This window comes from Isoptericola hypogeus, assembly GCF_039531145.1.
In the GTDB taxonomy this organism is placed as follows: Bacteria; Actinomycetota; Actinomycetes; order Actinomycetales; family Cellulomonadaceae; genus Isoptericola; species Isoptericola hypogeus.
The window spans coordinates 306,416-322,659 of sequence record NZ_BAAAPM010000002.1 but is presented as its reverse complement, the minus strand read 5'-3'; the positions used below and the strand labels follow the sequence as shown (position 1 = coordinate 322,659).

The 16,244-nt window shown below is 76.5% G+C and carries 14 protein-coding genes; 8 read left to right on the top strand and 6 right to left on the bottom strand.

Annotation, left to right across the window (positions count from 1 at the left end):
- Positions 1–27: 27 nt before the first annotated feature.
- Positions 28–1,788 (bottom strand): HNH endonuclease signature motif containing protein, encoded by a 1,761-nt coding sequence (locus ABD254_RS01825; RefSeq protein WP_344245048.1) that lies wholly within the window; start codon positions 1,786–1,788, stop codon positions 28–30.
- Between the two features lie 355 nt (positions 1,789–2,143).
- Entirely contained in the window at positions 2,144–2,758 is a 615-nt protein-coding gene (locus ABD254_RS01820) for a dTDP-4-dehydrorhamnose 3,5-epimerase family protein (RefSeq protein ID WP_344245046.1), read from the bottom strand.
- 162 nt (positions 2,759–2,920) lie between these two features.
- Between ABD254_RS01820 and rfbD the strand changes: the two genes are divergently transcribed.
- Complete coding sequence (rfbD, locus tag ABD254_RS01815) at positions 2,921–3,766, top strand: dTDP-4-dehydrorhamnose reductase (protein ID WP_344245250.1); 846 nt, start codon at positions 2,921–2,923, stop codon at positions 3,764–3,766.
- 61 nt (positions 3,767–3,827) lie between these two features.
- On the top strand, positions 3,828–4,583 hold the full coding sequence (locus tag ABD254_RS01810; RefSeq protein ID WP_344245044.1) for a class I SAM-dependent methyltransferase: 756 nt from the start codon (positions 3,828–3,830) through the stop codon (positions 4,581–4,583).
- A 59-nt stretch (positions 4,584–4,642) separates the two neighbouring features.
- Here ABD254_RS01810 and rfbA read toward each other — a convergent pair whose 3' ends face one another.
- Positions 4,643–5,506 carry a glucose-1-phosphate thymidylyltransferase RfbA gene (gene rfbA, locus ABD254_RS01805; RefSeq protein WP_344245042.1) on the bottom strand — a complete coding sequence of 288 codons (864 nt, stop codon included), beginning with the start codon at positions 5,504–5,506 and terminating at the stop codon, positions 4,643–4,645.
- Between the two features lie 64 nt (positions 5,507–5,570).
- Positions 5,571–6,350: a TIGR03089 family protein gene (locus ABD254_RS01800; protein WP_344245040.1), complete on the bottom strand. Its 780-nt coding sequence runs from the start codon at positions 6,348–6,350 to the stop codon at positions 5,571–5,573.
- A 148-nt stretch (positions 6,351–6,498) separates the two neighbouring features.
- Between ABD254_RS01800 and ABD254_RS01795 the strand changes: the two genes are divergently transcribed.
- From ABD254_RS01795 to ABD254_RS01785, 3 genes are all read left to right on the top strand, one after another.
- A complete protein-coding gene (locus ABD254_RS01795) occupies positions 6,499–6,831 on the top strand; it encodes a WhiB family transcriptional regulator (protein ID WP_344245248.1) in 333 nt (110 codons plus the stop codon).
- 90 nt (positions 6,832–6,921) lie between these two features.
- Positions 6,922–10,371, top strand: a complete 3,450-nt coding sequence (locus ABD254_RS01790; RefSeq protein WP_344245038.1) for a glycosyltransferase — start codon at positions 6,922–6,924, stop codon at positions 10,369–10,371.
- Positions 10,372–10,375: 4 nt separating this feature from the next.
- A complete protein-coding gene (locus ABD254_RS01785) occupies positions 10,376–12,091 on the top strand; it encodes a DUF5719 family protein (protein WP_344245036.1) in 1,716 nt (571 codons plus the stop codon).
- Between the two features lie 14 nt (positions 12,092–12,105).
- Here ABD254_RS01785 and ABD254_RS01780 read toward each other — a convergent pair whose 3' ends face one another.
- Positions 12,106–12,537, bottom strand: a complete 432-nt coding sequence (locus ABD254_RS01780; RefSeq protein ID WP_344245034.1) for a metallopeptidase family protein — start codon at positions 12,535–12,537, stop codon at positions 12,106–12,108.
- A gap of 62 nt (positions 12,538–12,599) precedes the next feature.
- On the opposite strand from ABD254_RS01780, the gene ABD254_RS01775 reads away from it, so the two are divergent.
- Positions 12,600–12,959: a DUF3499 domain-containing protein gene (locus ABD254_RS01775; protein ID WP_344245032.1), complete on the top strand. Its 360-nt coding sequence runs from the start codon at positions 12,600–12,602 to the stop codon at positions 12,957–12,959.
- 52 nt (positions 12,960–13,011) lie between these two features.
- Here the strand turns inward: ABD254_RS01775 and manA are convergent, their stop codons facing one another.
- The gene (gene manA, locus ABD254_RS01770) at positions 13,012–14,256 is read right to left on the bottom strand and encodes a mannose-6-phosphate isomerase, class I (RefSeq protein WP_344245030.1); all 1,245 of its coding nucleotides are present in this window, start codon (positions 14,254–14,256) and stop codon (positions 13,012–13,014) included.
- 111 nt (positions 14,257–14,367) lie between these two features.
- Between manA and ABD254_RS01765 the strand changes: the two genes are divergently transcribed.
- Together ABD254_RS01765 and ABD254_RS01760 are read left to right on the top strand one after the other, a co-directional pair.
- Complete coding sequence (locus ABD254_RS01765) at positions 14,368–15,864, top strand: phosphomannomutase/phosphoglucomutase (protein ID WP_344245028.1); 1,497 nt, start codon at positions 14,368–14,370, stop codon at positions 15,862–15,864.
- Entirely contained in the window at positions 15,861–16,079 is a 219-nt protein-coding gene (locus tag ABD254_RS01760; RefSeq protein ID WP_344245026.1) for a Trm112 family protein, read from the top strand. The genes ABD254_RS01765 and ABD254_RS01760 overlap by 4 nt, the downstream gene beginning before the upstream one ends.
- Positions 16,080–16,244 lie beyond the last annotated feature (165 nt).

Sequence of the window (16,244 nt, the reverse complement as noted above, 5' to 3'; positions counted from 1 at the left end):
AGAGCTGCCGCCCGCCCCGCCCGCGCATCAGAACGGTGGCGGCCCGGGGTCGCCCGGCTGAGACGATGTCGATCCGCGGTCCGACGGGCGGTCGCCACGGAGGGTATCTCCGACGTCCGCGCCGTCGTCCCGCGCCCAGCGGGCGACGTCGTCGAGCTCCGGGCCGGTGAGGTCGACGGGCTCGGCGACGGGGTCGTGGTGGACCCGGCCGGTGGGGGAGGTCCAGGTCAGGGTGCCGTCGGGCTGGGCGGTCACGTCCCAGCCGGTCTGGTGCTTGGCCACGTGATGACGGCGGCACAGATGAGCCAGGTTCGTCGCCGTCGTGCGGCCGCCGTCGGCCCAGGCGGTGGTGTGGTCCACGTCGCAGCGGGCCACGGGGCGGGTGCAGCCGGGGAACCGGCATCGCCCGTCGCGCGCCTCCAAGAAGGCGCGCAGCGCGGCCGGGACGGAGTACGTGCCCGGGTCCGTGGACAGCACCTGCCCGGTGTCCGGATCGACCAGCAGCCGCCGTAGCGACGGCGCGTTCGCGGTCAGCAGGGTCGCCGTGACCGGGTCGATCGGGCCGTGCCCGGCGAGCTCCGCCGGATGGTCGCTGTGATCGAGCAGGCTCAGCACCGGGACGGTGACCTGCACCCGCGGAGTGATCCGGCGGGCGAGCTGCGCCAGGTCCGGCACACGGCCGCCGGCCAAGCGCCCCGCCGACGAGCCCTCACCCCCGGCCGATGCGACGACACCGCCCGTGCCGGGCGTACCACGACCACCGGGCGCCCTCCTGCCGGGCTCGCTCCTGCCGGGCTCGTTGCCGGGCAGGCCGGGGCCAGGTTCGCGCGCGTTGGGCGGGTGGACACGGTCGGCGGGCGGGGCGTCGGTCGGTGGCGGGTCGGCTGGTTGGGCCTCGGACGGTGATGGGTCGGGCTGATCGTCCCGACCGGCGAGCAGAAGCGCGCTGAGCGTGTCCGCTCGCAGCTGGGTCAAGGTCCTCGGGTCCCCGGTGTCGCGCGCGGTGCGGGCGGTCTTGGTCAACCGGTCGTAGGCGGCGTGCGCCTGCGCGGCGGGCAGGTAGGCGGTCAGCCACGCCATGCCGTCCGCGGCGGGGTCCACGTGCACCGCACGCTTGTCGGCCGCCCGCTCGTGCCGCACGACCAGCGGCACCGGGTGGGCGCGGTCCCGCGCCCGCCGCGCGCACGTGCGGAACTGCGCCAACGTCGTCGTGGGGGCCGCGGGCAGCGCCGCGGTCTGCACCGCCGCGCGCACCGCCGCCGGGTCTACACCATCCACGAGGTCCGGGTGGTCTGAAGCGTCGGGGTCGGGGAGCTCGTCCAGCACGTCGCCCAGCACGATCGCGTGCGCCAGGGAGAACCGGCCCGCGCACAACCCGACCAGCGTCGCCGCCCCCGAGCGGGCCAGGACGCGCGCGGTGTCGACGAGATGTCCCGCCCGTGGCTCGCCCACCCGCAACGCCGTCGCCAGGTCCGCGGTGAATGCTCGCTCGGCCAGCTCGCGGCGGCGCACGGTAGACGCCCGCCCGACCTGCAGGTCCGCCTCGTCCAGCAGCCGGTCCTCGCACTCGGCCGCCGCCCGGCGCGCCCGTTCGATCGCGAGCAGCTTGCGCCCCTCCAGCGCGTCGATCAACGCCTGCAACCGGACCACGTCGCCGATCGCCGCCGCGACGTAGTGCACCGACGCGCCCACCGGCGCCGCTACCCGGTCCTCGATCTGCGCCTCCGACACCGGGGACAGCATCCCGGGCTCGAGCGCCAGCGGCGCACCGAGCTGCGCGCCAGACACCCCGTCGTCCGCCGATCCGGCCGTCGATACGGGCTTCGGAACAGACTCGCGCGCGCCAGCGAAGTCTCTCTGACCCCACCGATGCGCGCCGTCGAACATGTGTGCGATTTTACCGTTTGACGTGCCTGAACACCAGAGGTCAGGGCAGATGTGGACGATGATGCCGCTCCGGTCGGCGATCGGAACAGGATGCAGGGACCTGGCCTGTCCCGGCGGCCGGGCACGCCGTCCTCGGTGACCGGCCCGTCCGACAGATGCCGTCATGACCGTGGCGATGACGAGTGGCCGCTGGTACCCGAGCAGGTCGTGGCGGCCGGGAGCCCGGCCGCCGTCGTCCGTCGGACCTGAGCGCCGCTCAGGCCAGCGTGCGCAGGTACGCCTCGACGGCGTCGTAGGTGGGCAGCAGGCCCTGCTGCTCGGCCTCGGCCAGCGACGGCGCGGCGGTGTCCTTGTCGGACAGCAGCGGGGTCAGGGGCGACCCGTCGCGGGCGGTGGTGGGCCAGTCGATGCCGACGGTGGGGTCGAGGGGGTGGATGCCGTGCTCGCCGCCGGGGTTGTAACCGGTGGAGCACAGGTACAGGACGGTGGAGTCGTCCTCCAGGGACATGAACGCGTGCCCGAGGCCCTCGCCGAGGTAGATGGCGCGGCGGTCGACGTCGTCGAGCAGGACGGAGTCCCACGTGCCGAACGTGGGGGAGCCGACGCGGATGTCGACGACGACGTCCAGGACCGCGCCCTTGGCGCAGGTGACGTACTTGGCCTGGCCGGGCGGGACGTCGGCGAAGTGGATGCCGCGCAGCACGCCGGCGGCGGAGACGGAGCAGTTCGCCTGCTGCAGGTCGAGCGGGTGGCCGACGGCCTCGGCGAACGCGCCTGCCTTGAACCACTCGAGGAAGACGCCGCGGGGGTCGCCGAACTGCTTCGGGGTGATCTCGTAGGCGCCGGGCACGGCCAGCTCGCGGTACTGCACGCTCGTTCCTCCTGGATGACGACGGATGACGACGGGGCGCGACCGCCCGGGCAGGGCTGCCACGGTGGGCCCTAGGATCCTACGGTGACCACCCCCGGACCCACCTCGGCCCCCGCCCGGACCCCGGCCTCGGCGCCCCCTTCCCGCGTCCACGCCGGCGACCTGCGCTGGCTCGTCGTCGGGGCCGGCGGCATGCTCGCCCACGACCTGCTCGACGTGCTCGCCCAGCGCGGGGCGCGCGTCGTCGCCGCCCGGCGTGCGGACCTCGACGTCACGGACCCGGTGGCCACGGCCGCCGTCGTGCGCGACTTCGACGTGGTGGTGAACTGCGCAGCCTGGACCGCGGTGGACGACGCGGAGTCGCACGAGGCGCAGGCGTTCGCCGTCAACGCCACGGGAGCGGGCCTGCTCGCCCGCGCGGCATCGGCCGCGGGCGCACGGCTCGTGCAGGTGTCGACCGACTACGTCTTCGACGGCGGCGCGACCTCGCCGTACACGGAGGGGGCACCGCTCGGGCCCGTGTCGGCCTACGGGCGGACGAAGGCGGCGGGGGAGTGGGCCGTGCGCGCCGAGGCGCCCGACCACCTGATCGTGCGCACCGCCTGGCTGTACGGGGCGCACGGCGGCTGCTTCCCGAGGACGATGGCGCGCCTGGCCGCCGAGCGCGACGAGCTGACCGTCGTCGACGACCAGGTCGGCCAGCCGACGTGGACGCGCGACCTCGCCGACCTGATCGTGCGGCTGGTCGAGGCGCAGGCGCCGGCCGGCACCTACCACGGCACGTCGTCTGGGCAGACGTCCTGGTTCGGGTTCACCCGCCGCATCGTCGAGGGGCTGGGGGCGAAGGCCCGCGTGGCGCCCACGACGAGCGACGCGTTCGTGCGCCCCGCGCCCCGGCCCGCGTACTCCGTGCTCGGGCACGACGCCCTGCGGGCGGCCGGCGTCGAGGAGATCGGCGACTGGGCCGAGCGCTGGGACGCCGCCGCGGGCGAGGTGCTGGCAGGCTAGCGCCGTCGCCGACGACGGGACCGCCCGCCGATCGGCAGCCCGCCGACCCGAAGGAGCCTCCGTGCCGAGCCTTGCCGCCCCGCCCCCGCTCACCCTGTACGGGAACCTGCGCTGGGACGTCGTCGCGCCCCTGCTGCCGGCGCGCCTCGACCGCGTGCTCGAGGTCGGTTGCGGGCAGGGCGCGGTCGCCGTCCGGCTCGCGCAGCGGGCGGCGTCGTACACCGGGGTGGAGCTCGACGAGGCCTCCGCGACCGTCGCGCGCGACCGTGTCACCGACGCCGGGACGGGCGGCGTCGTGCTGCACGGCTCGCTGGACGCGCTCGAGGACGACGAGCGCTTCGACCTGGTCTGCGCGTTCGAGGTGATCGAGCACATCGAGGACGACGGCGCCGCGCTGGCCGAGTGGGCCGGCCGCCTGGCCCCGGGCGGGACGCTCCTCGTCTCCACGCCGGCCTGGCAGTCCCGCTTCGGGCCGATGGACTCCGCGGTGGGGCACTTCCGCCGCTACGACCCGCCCGTCCTGCGCGACCTGCTGGCCTCCGCCGGGCTCACGGGTGTCGGCCTGCGGCTGTACGGGATGCCGCTCGGCTACGCGCTGGAGGCCGTGCGCAACCGGCTGGCGCGCCGGCGTCCGGGCCTGCGCGAGGAGGGCAGCGTCGCCGAGCGCACGGCGCGCAGCGGGCGGCTCTTCCAGCCGACGACGGCGACCCAGGGCCGCCTCGTGCGCGCGGGCACGTGGCCGTTCCGGCTCGCGCAGCGCGGCTTCCCGCGCACCGGCACGGGGCTCGTGGCATGGGGCACCGCCCCCGCTGGTTGAGCCGGCCCGCCGGTTGAGCCTGTCGAAACCAGGTCTCGACAGGCTCGACCGACGGATGCTCAGCCGTCGAGCAGGCCCAGCAGGTAGGCGCCGTAGCCGGACTTGGTGAGCTTCTCGGCGCGGACGCGGAGCTCGTCGTCGCTGAGGAACCCGCGCCGCCAGGCCACCTCCTCGGGCGAGCCGATCTTCAGGCCCTGCCGGCTCTCGATCGTGCGCACGTAGTCGCTCGCCTCGAGCAGGGAGTCGAACGTGCCGGTGTCGAGCCACGCGGTGCCGCGGGGCAGCACCTCGACCTGCAGGGTGCCGCGCCGCAGGTACTCACGGTTGACGTCGGTGATCTCGTACTCGCCGCGCGCGGACGGCTCGAGGTCCTTCGCGATCTCGACCACGTCGTTGTCGTAGAAGTACAGGCCCGGCACGGCGAACCTCGACCGGGGCTGCGCGGGCTTCTCCTCCAGGGAGAGCGCGCGGCCGGCGTCGTCGAACTCCACCACGCCGTACGCGGTGGGGTCGGCGACGCGGTAGGCGAAGACGGCGCCGCCCGAGATGTCGTGGAACCGCCCCAGCTGCTTCCCCAGGCCGGGGCCGTAGAAGATGTTGTCGCCGAGGACGAGGGCGGCCGGGTCGGACCCGATGAACTCCTCGCCGAGCACGAACGCCTGGGCGAGACCGTTGGGCTGCTCCTGCACCGTGTAGCTGATCGACACCCCGAACTGCGACCCGTCGCCCAGCAGGCGGCGGAACTGCTCGGCGTCGTGCGGGGTGGTGATGACGAGGATGTCCCGGATGCCCGCCAGGATCAGCGTCGACAGCGGGTAGTAGATCATCGGCTTGTCGTACACCGGCACGAGCTGCTTGCTCACGCCCAGGGTGATCGGGTGCAACCGCGTGCCGGACCCGCCGGCCAGGATGATTCCGCGCATGGCAGCCCATTGTGGCGTACTCGCGCCGCTCGTGTGCGCCCTGGACCCGCCGGCCCGCCGTGGCTCAGAGCGAGCCGGCGGTGACCCGCTCGGTCTCGCGCAGCCGGGCCAGCCGGGCCGGGTCCGCGCGCAGCTCGTCGGCGGTGTCGGCGGAGGCCAGCACGACGGACCCGTCCGCGGCCCAGGCCGCCAGGAGGTGGCGCAGCACGGCGCCGGCGGGCCGGTCGCCCGCGACGAGCAGGCGCTCGCCCCCGCCCGCACCAGGTGCGTCGGCGTCGACGCCGAGTAGGTGGGCAAAGGCGACTCCCGCCGCGCCGGGCGCCTCGAGCGCGACGCGCTCCGGGTCGGCGTCGGGCGCCCAGGAGATGACGTCCCCGTAGGTCATGACGGCGGCAGCCGCGTCGAACGCGCCGGGCGGCAGGTCGCCGTCGAAGCGGCGTGCGAGGGCGGGCAGGGCCACCGCGACCAGGTCGGCGCCGCCGCGGTGGGCGTCGGCCCACGCGCGGGGGCGGGTCGTGACGACGACGTCGGGGGTTCCGACGGGCGCGTCGGCGGGGCCGCCGTCCGGCACGACGACCGTCGCTCCGCACCGCCAGGCGGCCAGCGCCCACACCACCGAGCGCCAGTGCACCGGCAGGTCGACGACGACCACCGAGCCGGGTGCGGCGTCCATCTCCTCCACGAGGAGGTTGACGGTCTTGCTGACCCAGTTCACGAGCACAGCGCCCGACAGCTCGACCCGTTCGGACATGTCGCCGTACCAGGTGAGTCGCGGGCGGCCCGGATCGGCGACGAGGACGTCGAGCATGCCGGGCAGGTCACGGGCGGGGATCGCAGTGCTCACGCAGGTCAGCCTAGGGGCGGGTGCCGCGCTCGTGTGAATGGCCGGTGGAGATCGTGCTCACTAGCACATTTCGACTTGACGACTTCGAAAGACACGCGTGTAATTCCAGGTATGCAGTTTCCCCAATAACGGCATGGAGGGGCACGCCATGTGGAACTTGCTTGATGGGGACCGGGGGGTCTTCCCGTCTGAGGTCGATCGTGAGTCGGAGCGTGTGGCACCGGTGCTGCCGCTGTTCGGCGAGGTCGCCGACGACGAAACCCTCCTGGGGTGGCAGGAACGAGCCCTGTGCGCCCAGACCGACCCGGAGGCCTTCTTCCCGGAGAAGGGCGGGTCCACGCGCGAGGCCAAGAAGGTCTGCACCTCCTGCGAGGTGCGGGCCGAGTGCCTCGACTACGCGCTGGCCAACGACGAGCGCTTCGGTATCTGGGGCGGGCTCTCGGAGCGGGAGCGGCGCAAGCTCAAGCGGCGCGCCGTCTGAGCCTCGCCTGAGCCGAGCTGGGCCGGTCCGACACGCACGGGCCGGATATCCCACGCTGCCGCGCGCCGGCGCCGCATCATGGCGAGCAGGATGACTGCTCCGCACACGACCAGCCCCGGCCCGCGCGGCGAGGTCGCGCCCCCGGGTGCGACCGGCTCGACCGTGCCGGGAACGCTGCCGGGAACCGTGCCGGGACACGCGGGTGTCCAGACCGGCACGGTCCCACTCGTCGTGGCCGTGACCAGCGTCGTCGTGACGCGGGGCCGCACCCCGTTCCTCGCGGCGACCCTCGCCGCCGTCGCGGCACAGGACCGTTCTCCGGACGAGGTCGTCGTGGTCGACGTCGGCGCCGCGGAGTCGACCGCCCGGCACGAGGACCTGCGTCTCGGCGGCGCCCGGTTCGTGCCCGCCCCCGGGGTGCGCAGCCTCGGCGAGGCGGTGGACCGCGCCACCGACGCGGTGGGCGTCCCCGAGACCGGGTGGCTGTGGATCCTGCACGACGACTCAGCGCCGGAGCCGGGCACGCTGTCGCGCCTGCTGCGCGCCGTCGAGCACTCCAGCGCCGTCGCGATCGCCGGCTGCAAGCAGCGTCGCTGGCCCCTCGAGCACGACGGCGCCCCGTCGGCCGACGGGCCGGGCGTCCTCGTCGAGGTCGGCCACGCCGTGTCGCCGCTCGGCCGGCGGATGACGGGCATCGACGACTCCGAGATCGACCAGGGGCAGCACGACGGGCGCGAGGACGTGCTCGCCGTCGGGCTCGCGGGCGCGCTCGTGCGGGGCGCGGTGTGGGCCGAGCTGCGCGGCACCGACCCCGAGGTGGGGCCGTTCGGCGACGGCCTCGACCTGTGCCGGCGCGCCCGGCTCGCGGGGCACCGCGTGGTCGTGGTGCCCGGCGCCGTGGTGCGGCACGCCCAGGCGTCGCTCCTCGGGCTGCGGGGACGGCGCGACGCCGAGGCGCCGTCGCGTCCGGACCCGGAGGCGTCGCGATACGCCCGCCGGCGCAGCCAGCTCTACCTGCGGCTCGCGTGGGCCCCGCTGCTCGCGGTGCCCGCGCTGTGGGTGGCGATGCTCGTCTGGGCGCCGTTCGCGGCGATGTACCGCCTCGCGCTCAAGCGCCCCGCGCACGCCCGGGACGAGCTCGTGGCGGCGGCGGTGACGGCGCTGCGGCTCGTGCCGTTGTTCCGCGCGCGGCGCCGCGCGGCGCGTACCCGGCGGCTGCCGCGCCGCGTGCTGGTCCCGCTGCAGGGCACGTGGCGGCAGGTCGCCGCCGAGCGGCGCGACGCCCGCCTCGCGCGGGCCGAGGCGCACCGCAACCGGTGGGCCCCGAGCGAGCTCGAGCGCACCGAGCTGCGCCGCCTCGCCCGCGCCCGGCGCACCGGCCTCGCGATCGTGCTGCTCGCGGTCGTCGCGCTCGACGTCGTGCTGTTCGGGCCGTGGCAGGGCGTGCTCGCGGACGGCGGCCGGGTGGTCGGTGGCGCGCTGCTGCCCGCGCCCGGGACGCTCGGCGACGTCTGGGAGGCCGCCACGTCCGGCTGGGTGCGCGACGGGCTGGGCACCCGCGCCGCCGCCGACCCGCTCCTGGTGCCGCTGACCGCGCTCACGGTGCTCGTCGGCGGCGGGGCGCAGACGGCGGTGAACGCGCTCGTGCTGGCCGCGCTCCCGCTGGCCGCCCTGGCCGGGTGGTTCGCGGCCGGCGCCCTCACCCGCGCGGTGGGGGTGCGGGCGGTCGCCGCGCTCGCGTGGGCCGCCGCGCCGGGCTTCCTGGCGTCCCTGGCGTCCGGCCGTCTCGGGGCGCTCGTCGCCCACCTCGTGCTCCCGTGGGTGCTGCTGGCCGCGGTGCGGGCGGTGGGCGTGCAGGCGCGCGACGTCGTCGAGCTGGCGGAGGTGCGCGGACCCGCGGCCCGTCCGGCCCGCCTGGCACGTCGCCGCGGCTCCCTGGGGGCTGCCGCTGCCGCGGGCCTGCTGCTCGCCCTCGCCGTCTGCGCCGCGCCCGTGCTGCTCGTCGTCGCGGTGCCGGTCGTCGCGCTGGCCGCGGTGCTCGCCCGGCGGGCGTGGCGCTCGCTGCTGCTCGTGCTGGTCCCGTCGGTGGTGGTCGTGCTGCCGTTCTGGGGGCAGGTCCTGGGCTCGTGGTCCGACGGCGGCTGGCGGCTCCTGGTGGCCGAGCCGGGGGCCCCGGTCGTGGCCGACGTGGTCCCCGGCGGGCTCGAGCTGCTGCTCGGCCTGCCGGGCGGGGTCACGTGGTTCGGGCTGGGCGACGCGGACGGGGCGCTCGGGGTGCTCGGCCGCGTCGGGCCCGCGCTCGTTGGCGCCGTCGTGCTGGCGCTCGCGGCCGTCGCGCTGGTGCGCCGGCGCGCGGCGCGCGGGGTGCGGCTGGCCTGGCTCGGCGCCGCCGCCGGCCTGGCGACCGCGCTGGTCGCGGTGGCGACGGCGGTCGCGAGCGGGACGACGTCCGGCGAGAGCGCGCCGGTGACCGGGTGGCCGGGCGCCGGTCTGTCGGTGCTGCTGCTGGGCCTCGGGGCCGCGGCGGTCTGCGCGCTGCCGGCCCGGCCCCTGGACGGGCTGCGCGACGGCGGCCGGCGCCGGGCGCCGGCGGCGGCGCGCGCCGTCCTCGGGGTCCTGACGCTCGCCCTGCCCGCGACGCAGCTCGCGTCGTGGTCCCTCGACGCCACCGGGTCCCTCGATGCCACCGGCGACCAGGTCGCCGGCGGGGTGGGCGACCTGCGGGCCGCGCAGGAACCGGTCGTCCCCGCCGTCGGGCAGCAGATGCAGGCGCCCCCGCGGGCCGCCGGCGTGCTGCAGGTGGACCGGGTCGTCCCCGGGGCCGAGCCGGGGGCCGAGGGTGGCGACGCCGCCGGGCCCCGCGTCGTGGACTACACGCTGCTGCACGACGACGGGTCGCGTCTGCAGGACGCGTCGAGCGTCGTGCAGGCGCGTGCGGCCGGCCTGCTGTCCGGCGGCGAGCGGGACGACGTGGCGCTGCTCGACGCGGTGGTCGCCGACGTCGTCACCGGCCGCTCGCCGGACGTCGCCGCGCGGCTCGCGTCGCTCGGCATCGGCGCGGTGCAGGTGCCCGCCGGGGGCGACCCCGACCTGGTCACGACGCTCGACCTGGTCCCCGGCCTCGCCCGCGTCACGGAGGAGGGCGTGCTCGTGTGGCGCGTGACGACCGACGGCCCGGCGCCCGGCTGGGCGACCGTGGTGCGCGCCGCCGAGGGCGCGACCTTCGCCCCCTCCGACGCCCTGCGCACGCTGCCCGCGGACGGCATGCACGCGGGCGGCGCGCTCCGGGGCTCCGACACCGCGCGCACGGTGCGTCTCGCCGCGTCGGCCGACCCGGGCTGGCGGGCCACGGTCGACGGGCGTCGCCTCGCGGCGGTCGACGCGGGCGGCCTGCAGGCCTTCGACGTCGGAACGGCCGCGGGCCGCGTGGAGGTGGCGTACGAGGCGCCCCACCGCACGTCGTGGCTCGTGCTCGCCGGGGGAGTGCTGCTGGTGTACGCGCTGCTGGCGCTGCCGGTCGGGCGCAGGCGGGGACGGTGACGCGATGACGAGCACGACGAAGCGGACGGCGGGGAGGCTGCCGACGACGGCGCGACGGGTCGTCGCGGGGGTGACGGGCGTGGCGGCGGTCGCCGCGCTCGGGCTCGTCGCGACGCTGGGCGACCAGTGGGCGCAGGCATGGACGGGCGCCGAGGAGCGCGCGGTCGCCGCGGGGACCCGCTCGGTGGCGGTGCAGCCGGCCGAGGAGGCGCTCGTGTGCCCCGCGCCCGTGAAGCTACCGGACGGGGCCGACGTCGGCGACTCGCAGTTCTCCGCCACGCCCGTGCCGACCCGCAGCGGCCTCGGCGCCGTCGTGCTGGGCGGGGCGGCGGGCGGCACCGGCTCGGACGGCGTCGGTTCGGAGGGCGACCTCGCTCCCCGGACGACGGACCTCGGCGCGGGCGACGCGGCTCCGCTGGCCGGCGACCCGGGCGCCGTCGCGCAGCAGGGCGCCGTCGACGGCGTCCGCGTGCTGCGCGCGACCCCCGTGCCCGAGGAAGAGTTCCGCGCGGCCGGGTCGCTCGCCTCCGTCACCACGCAGGGCGACCTGCGCGGGCTGGCCGCGGGCTCGTGCGCGTCGCCGGGCACGTCGCTCTGGCTCGTCGGCGGGCGCACCACCGTCGGCACGACGACGACGCTCACGGTGCAGAACCCGACCGAGCGGCCCGCGACGGTGACGCTCGACGTGTACGGGCCGAGCGGCCCGGTCGCCCTCGGTGGCGGCGGGACGTTCACCGTGGCGGCGCACGAGCAGGTCGCCACGCGCCTGGAGTCGGTCGCGCCGGAGCAGGACCGGCTCGTGGTGCACGTCGGCTCCACGGGCGCGCGGGTCGCCGCGTCGCTGCAGCGGCAGGCGATCGACGGGCTGGTGCCCGCGGGGACCGACCTCGTGACGGCGGGCGCGTCGCCGCGCGCGTCGCTCGCCGTCGGCGGCGTGGTGAGCCACGGCGAGACGCTCGACGACCCGCACGCGCCGCGGCTGCGGCTGCTCGCGCCCGGCACCGACGAGTCCGGCACGACGACGGCGCGGGTCAGCGTGTACGGGCCGTCCGGCGAGGTCGCGCTGCGCGGCGCGGACGAGGTCGAGCTCGACGCGGGGGTCGTGACGGACCTGCCGCTGGGCGGTCTGCCGGCGGGCGCCTACACCGTGGTGGTCGACGCCGACGCCCCGGTCGTGGGCGGCGCGCGCTTCGACCGCGCGGGCCGGCAGCCCGACGACTCGGTGGTGGGCGGCACGCCGTACGACGTGGCGTGGTCCCGCGCCCAGTCCGCGGGGTCCGGCGGCGCCCCCGGCGCGCCGCTCGGGACGCTCGCCCTGCCGCCGGAGGTGCAGGCGCAGGTGACGCTCGCGGGCGTGCCCGGCACCCGGGACCCCGAGGTCGACCCGGCCGGCGAGGCCGCCGTGACCGTGCGCTCCTACGACGCCGCGGGCGCCGAGGTGGGCGCCACGGACCTGACGGTGCCCGCCGGGAGCACGGTGACCGTCCCCGCCTCGGAGCTCACGGGAGACGGGTCGGCGCCCGTCGCCGTGCGCGTCGACCGGGCCGACACGGAGGGCTCCACGGAAGGCGCCGGTGGGGTCGGCGTCGTCTGGTCGGCGGTCCTCTCCGCAGACGACGGGACGGCGACGACCGGCACCCTCGTCGCCGTGCTCGCCCCGACGCCGGCGCTCACCGCGGCCGGGGACGTGGCCGTGCGGTCGGTGGACGCGGCCGGCTGACCGGCGCGCGGGTGCTACCCGCCGTCGTACTGCGGGTCGATCTCCTCGGGGGCGCGGGCCAGCAGGTGCGCCACCTGCTCGACGACGACGTCGCGCACCAGGTCGGCGCGGTCGGCGTCGTCGGCGGCGCGCAGCTCGACCGGGCGCCGGTAGACCACGACGCGTGCGGGCTGGCCGGACTCGGCCGGGAAACACCGCCCGAGCGGCACCCCGTCGGACTCCCACGGCGCGGGGTCGGACGGCGGCACCTCCTCGACCGCGAACTCGGTGCCGGACAGCTGGGCCGACCACCGCCGCTCGAGCAGCTCGACGACGTCGAGCACGAGGTCGTCGAAGACCTGCGCGCGAGTGCGGTGCGCGGGCGCCCCGGGCGGCAGCAGGGGGCCGCGGATGCCGCGGCCGCGCCGGTCACGGCGTCGGACGGCGGGTGCGCTGTGTTTCTCCACTGCACGAGACTAGGCCCGGCGAGCCTCCGCGGGCGAGGTCCCGCTCGGCGTATCCTCCCTGCGTGAGATCGGTCAGGCAGTGCTCGCGGACGGCATGCACGCATGCCGCGGTCGCGACCCTCACCTACGTGTACGCGGACTCCACGGCCGTGCTGGGTCCGCTCGCGCAGCACGCCGAGCCGCACAGCTACGACCTGTGCGCCGACCACGCCGAGCGCCTCACCGCCCCGCGGGGCTGGGAGGTCGTCCGGCTCATGCCCGCGTTCGAGGAGGCCGGCCCCACGCCCGACGACCTGTCCGCGCTCGCGGAGGCGGTCCGGGAGGCGGGGCGGGCCCGGCAGGCGCCCGCCGGGGAGCCGTCGTCGGTCACGGAGACCGCGCGTCGCGGGCACCTGCGCGTGCTGCGGGCCGAGGGCGACTGAGGCCTCGGCCCTTCGACGAGCTCAGGACGGCGCCGCCTCGTCCGCCGGGCTGTCAGGGCACCCAGGCGCACACCACGTGCCCGGCGCCCGAGACCCGCAGCGCTCCGGCGTCGTGCGGGACGAAGACCGACGCGCCGCGCGCCAGGGGCGCGGGCTCGTCGCGGCCCGTCGCCGAGAGCGCGACGTCGCCGCCGAGGCACAGCACTGTGCGCGGCCCCGACGCCGGTAGGTCGAGGTCCTCGCTCGGGTCGACGTCGGCCGTGGTGAGGGCGAACTCGCCCACGGGGACGCGGTAGGTGCTCACCTGGCCGCGCCCGCCGGAGGTCCGCACGTCGGGCACCCCGGGTGGCCGGGGCGCGAACGACGCGCACTCGATGAGTGCGTCCTCGTCGACCCGCTTGGTGGTCAGGCCGGCCCGCAGCACGTTGTCCGACGACGCCATGACCTCGACGCCCAGCCCCGACAGGTAGGCGTGCACCTCGCCCGCCGGCAGGAACAGCGCCTGCCCAGGGTCGAGCGTGACGCGGTTGAGCATCAGGGACGCGATCGCGCCGGGGTCGCCGGGGTGCTCTCGGGCGAGGCGCACGACGGTGGCGTCGGCCCGGGCCGACGGCGAGCCGGCCTCGAGCCGCGACCGCACCGAGGCGACGGCGGCCTCGATCGCGGCGTGGCCCGCCGGGTCGTGCCGCGCGGCCACGAGGCGGGTGAAGGCCTCGCGCACACCCCGGGCGGACCGGTCGGCCCGCAGCGCGTCCCGGACGACGCCGACGAGCGCGCCGTCCAGCCCGTCGAGGAGGTCGAGCACCGTGCGGGGGGTGCGGAACCCGGCCAGGCCGTCGAACTCGGTGAGCGCGACGACCATCTCGGGCTTGTGCTGGTCGTCGTGGAACGAGCGGCGCGGGTCGCCGGGCGGCAGGCCGAGGCGGTTCTCCCGGTTGAACCCGGCGCGGGCCGCGTGCGGGCGCGGATGCACCTGCAGCGACAGGGCCCGGTCCGCCGCGAGCACCTTGAGCAGGTAGGGCAGACGAGGCCCGTACTCGTCCGCGACCCGGCGCCCCAGCATGGCGTGGGGGTCGCGGCGGACCAGCTCGAGCAGAGTGGTCGAGGTCGTCGTGGTGCCGGGCGGCGCGCCGTTCGACGTCCGGGCCACCCTGCTGGGCGCGCTCGGGTGGGCGCCCAGCCACAGCTCCGCGGCGGGGACGCCGTCGGGGAGGGTGCCGAGGAGCTCGTGCAACCGCGTCGTCGAACCCCAGTCGTAGTGCTGGACCGTGTTCTCCAGCGCGTACAGCTCGGCCACGCCACGATCCTTTCACGGGCGCGGGCCGCCGAGGCGGACGGCCCGGCGTATCGCCCGGGTGATCCGGCCGCGCCCCCGTCCGGGAGCCGCCCGGGCACGTAGGCTCGGGCCGTGACGATCGACCTGACGACCATCATCAAGGCCTACGACGTGCGCGGCACCGTGCCCGATCAGCTCTCGGGCGACGTCGCGCGGGCGATCGGGGCGGCGTTCGCCCGGGTCGTCGCGCTGCCCGAGGGAGCGCGCCGCGTGGTGGTCGGGCACGACATGCGCGACTCCGGGCCGGAGCTCGTCGAGGCGTTCACGGCCGGGGTCACGGCCGCGGGGGTCGACGTCGTGGAGATCGGCCTGTGCTCGACGGACGGCCTGTACCACGCGTCGGGGGTGCTCGACGCTCCCGGGGCGATGTTCACCGCCTCGCACAACCCCGCCGCGTACAACGGCATCAAGCTCTGCCGGGCCGGGGCCCGCCCGGTCGGCCAGGACACCGGCCTGGCCGAGGTGCGCGACCTCGCCCAGCGCATCCTCGACGGGCCGCCGGTCGAGCCCACCACGCCGGTCGAGCCCACCACGCCGGTCGAGCCCACCACGCCGGTCGAGCCTGACGAGACCACGGTTTCGACGGGCTCAACCAGCGATGTGGACATGCTCGCCGAGTACGCGGCGTTCCTGCGGGGGCTCGTCGACCTGGCGGGCATCCGCCCGCTCAAGGTGGTCGTCGACGCCGGCAACGGCATGGCAGGGCACACGGTCCCCGCCGTGCTGGGCACGGGCGCCGGGCTGCCGGCCCTGCCGCTGGACGTCGTGCCGCTGTACTTCGAGCTCGACGGCACGTTCCCGAACCACGAGGCCAACCCGCTGGAGCCGAAGAACCTCGAGGACCTGCGGGCCGCCGTCGTGGAGCACGACGCCGACCTGGGGCTCGCGTTCGACGGCGACGCCGACCGCTGCTTCGTCGTCGACGAGCACGGCGACCCGGTCTCGCCGTCGGCGGTCACGGCCCTCGTCGGGCTGCGCGAGGTGGCCAAGGAGCTCGAGGCGGGCCGTGCGCCCACGGTGATCCACAACCTCATCACCTCCCGCGCGGTGCCGGACCTGCTGACGGCGGCCGGTGCGACGACGGTGCGCACGCGCGTGGGGCACTCGTTCATCAAGGCACAGATGGCGCAGCACGACGCCGTGTTCGGCGGCGAGCACAGCGCCCACTACTACTTCCGCGACTTCTTCTTCGCCGACACCGGGATGCTGGCCGCGCTGCACGTGCTGGCCGCGCTCGGCGGCCAGCCGCACCCGCTGTCCGTGCTGGCGGAGATGTACGAGCCGTACGTCGCGTCGGGCGAGCTCAACTCGACCGTCCCCGACGCCGCGGCGGCGACCGCCCGCGTGCGCGAGGCATATGCCGCGGCGTACCCCGACGCCGTCGTCGACGAGCTCGACGGCCTGACGGTCGCGCACTGGGACGACGCGCACCCGCAGTGGTGGTTCAACCTGCGTGCGTCGAACACGGAGCCGCTGCTGCGGCTCAACGTCGAGGCGGCCGACGAGGACATCATGGTGAAGGTGCGCGACGACGTCCTGTCGCTCGTGCGGCGGGGGGAGACGGTATGAGCGACGGCGACGGCACGGGCGACGTCCCGGCCCCCGGCATCGACTCCTGGGTGCGCGGCATCCTGCGCTGCCCGGTCACGGGAGCGGAGCTGGTCGACGGCGTCGGGCCCCGCGGCGAGCCCGAGCTGCACTCGACCGACCCCGACAAGCCGCTGGCCTACCCCGTGCGCGACGGCGTGCCCGTGCTGCTGGCCGACGACGCCCGCCCCCTCTGACCTGCTCGTTCCCCCGCCCGCGCCGGCCCGGCCGGTGAACGCCCGCCGCCCGCGCGGTGGCCCCGGCATGAACTCTCGGTGCAATCTCACCTGAAGTAGTCGGAATTCGGTTCCCGGGCCCGGGAACGGGGCCTTGGCGTGGCTACGCTGCCTGGCGTCCCGCCT

Bases quoted from the DNA above. Each gene is read 5' to 3' on its own strand.
- ABD254_RS01760 (WP_344245026.1), top strand. From the start codon at position 15,861: ATGAGCGACGGCGACGGCACGGGCGACGTCCCGGCCCCCGGCATCGAC.
- rfbA (WP_344245042.1), bottom strand. From the start codon at position 5,506: ATGCGCGGAATCATCCTGGCCGGCGGGTCCGGCACGCGGTTGCACCCG.
- ABD254_RS01795 (WP_344245248.1), top strand. From the start codon at position 6,499: ATGTGGAACTTGCTTGATGGGGACCGGGGGGTCTTCCCGTCTGAGGTC.
- ABD254_RS01790 (WP_344245038.1), top strand. From the start codon at position 6,922: ATGACTGCTCCGCACACGACCAGCCCCGGCCCGCGCGGCGAGGTCGCG.
- ABD254_RS01785 (WP_344245036.1), top strand. From the start codon at position 10,376: ATGACGAGCACGACGAAGCGGACGGCGGGGAGGCTGCCGACGACGGCG.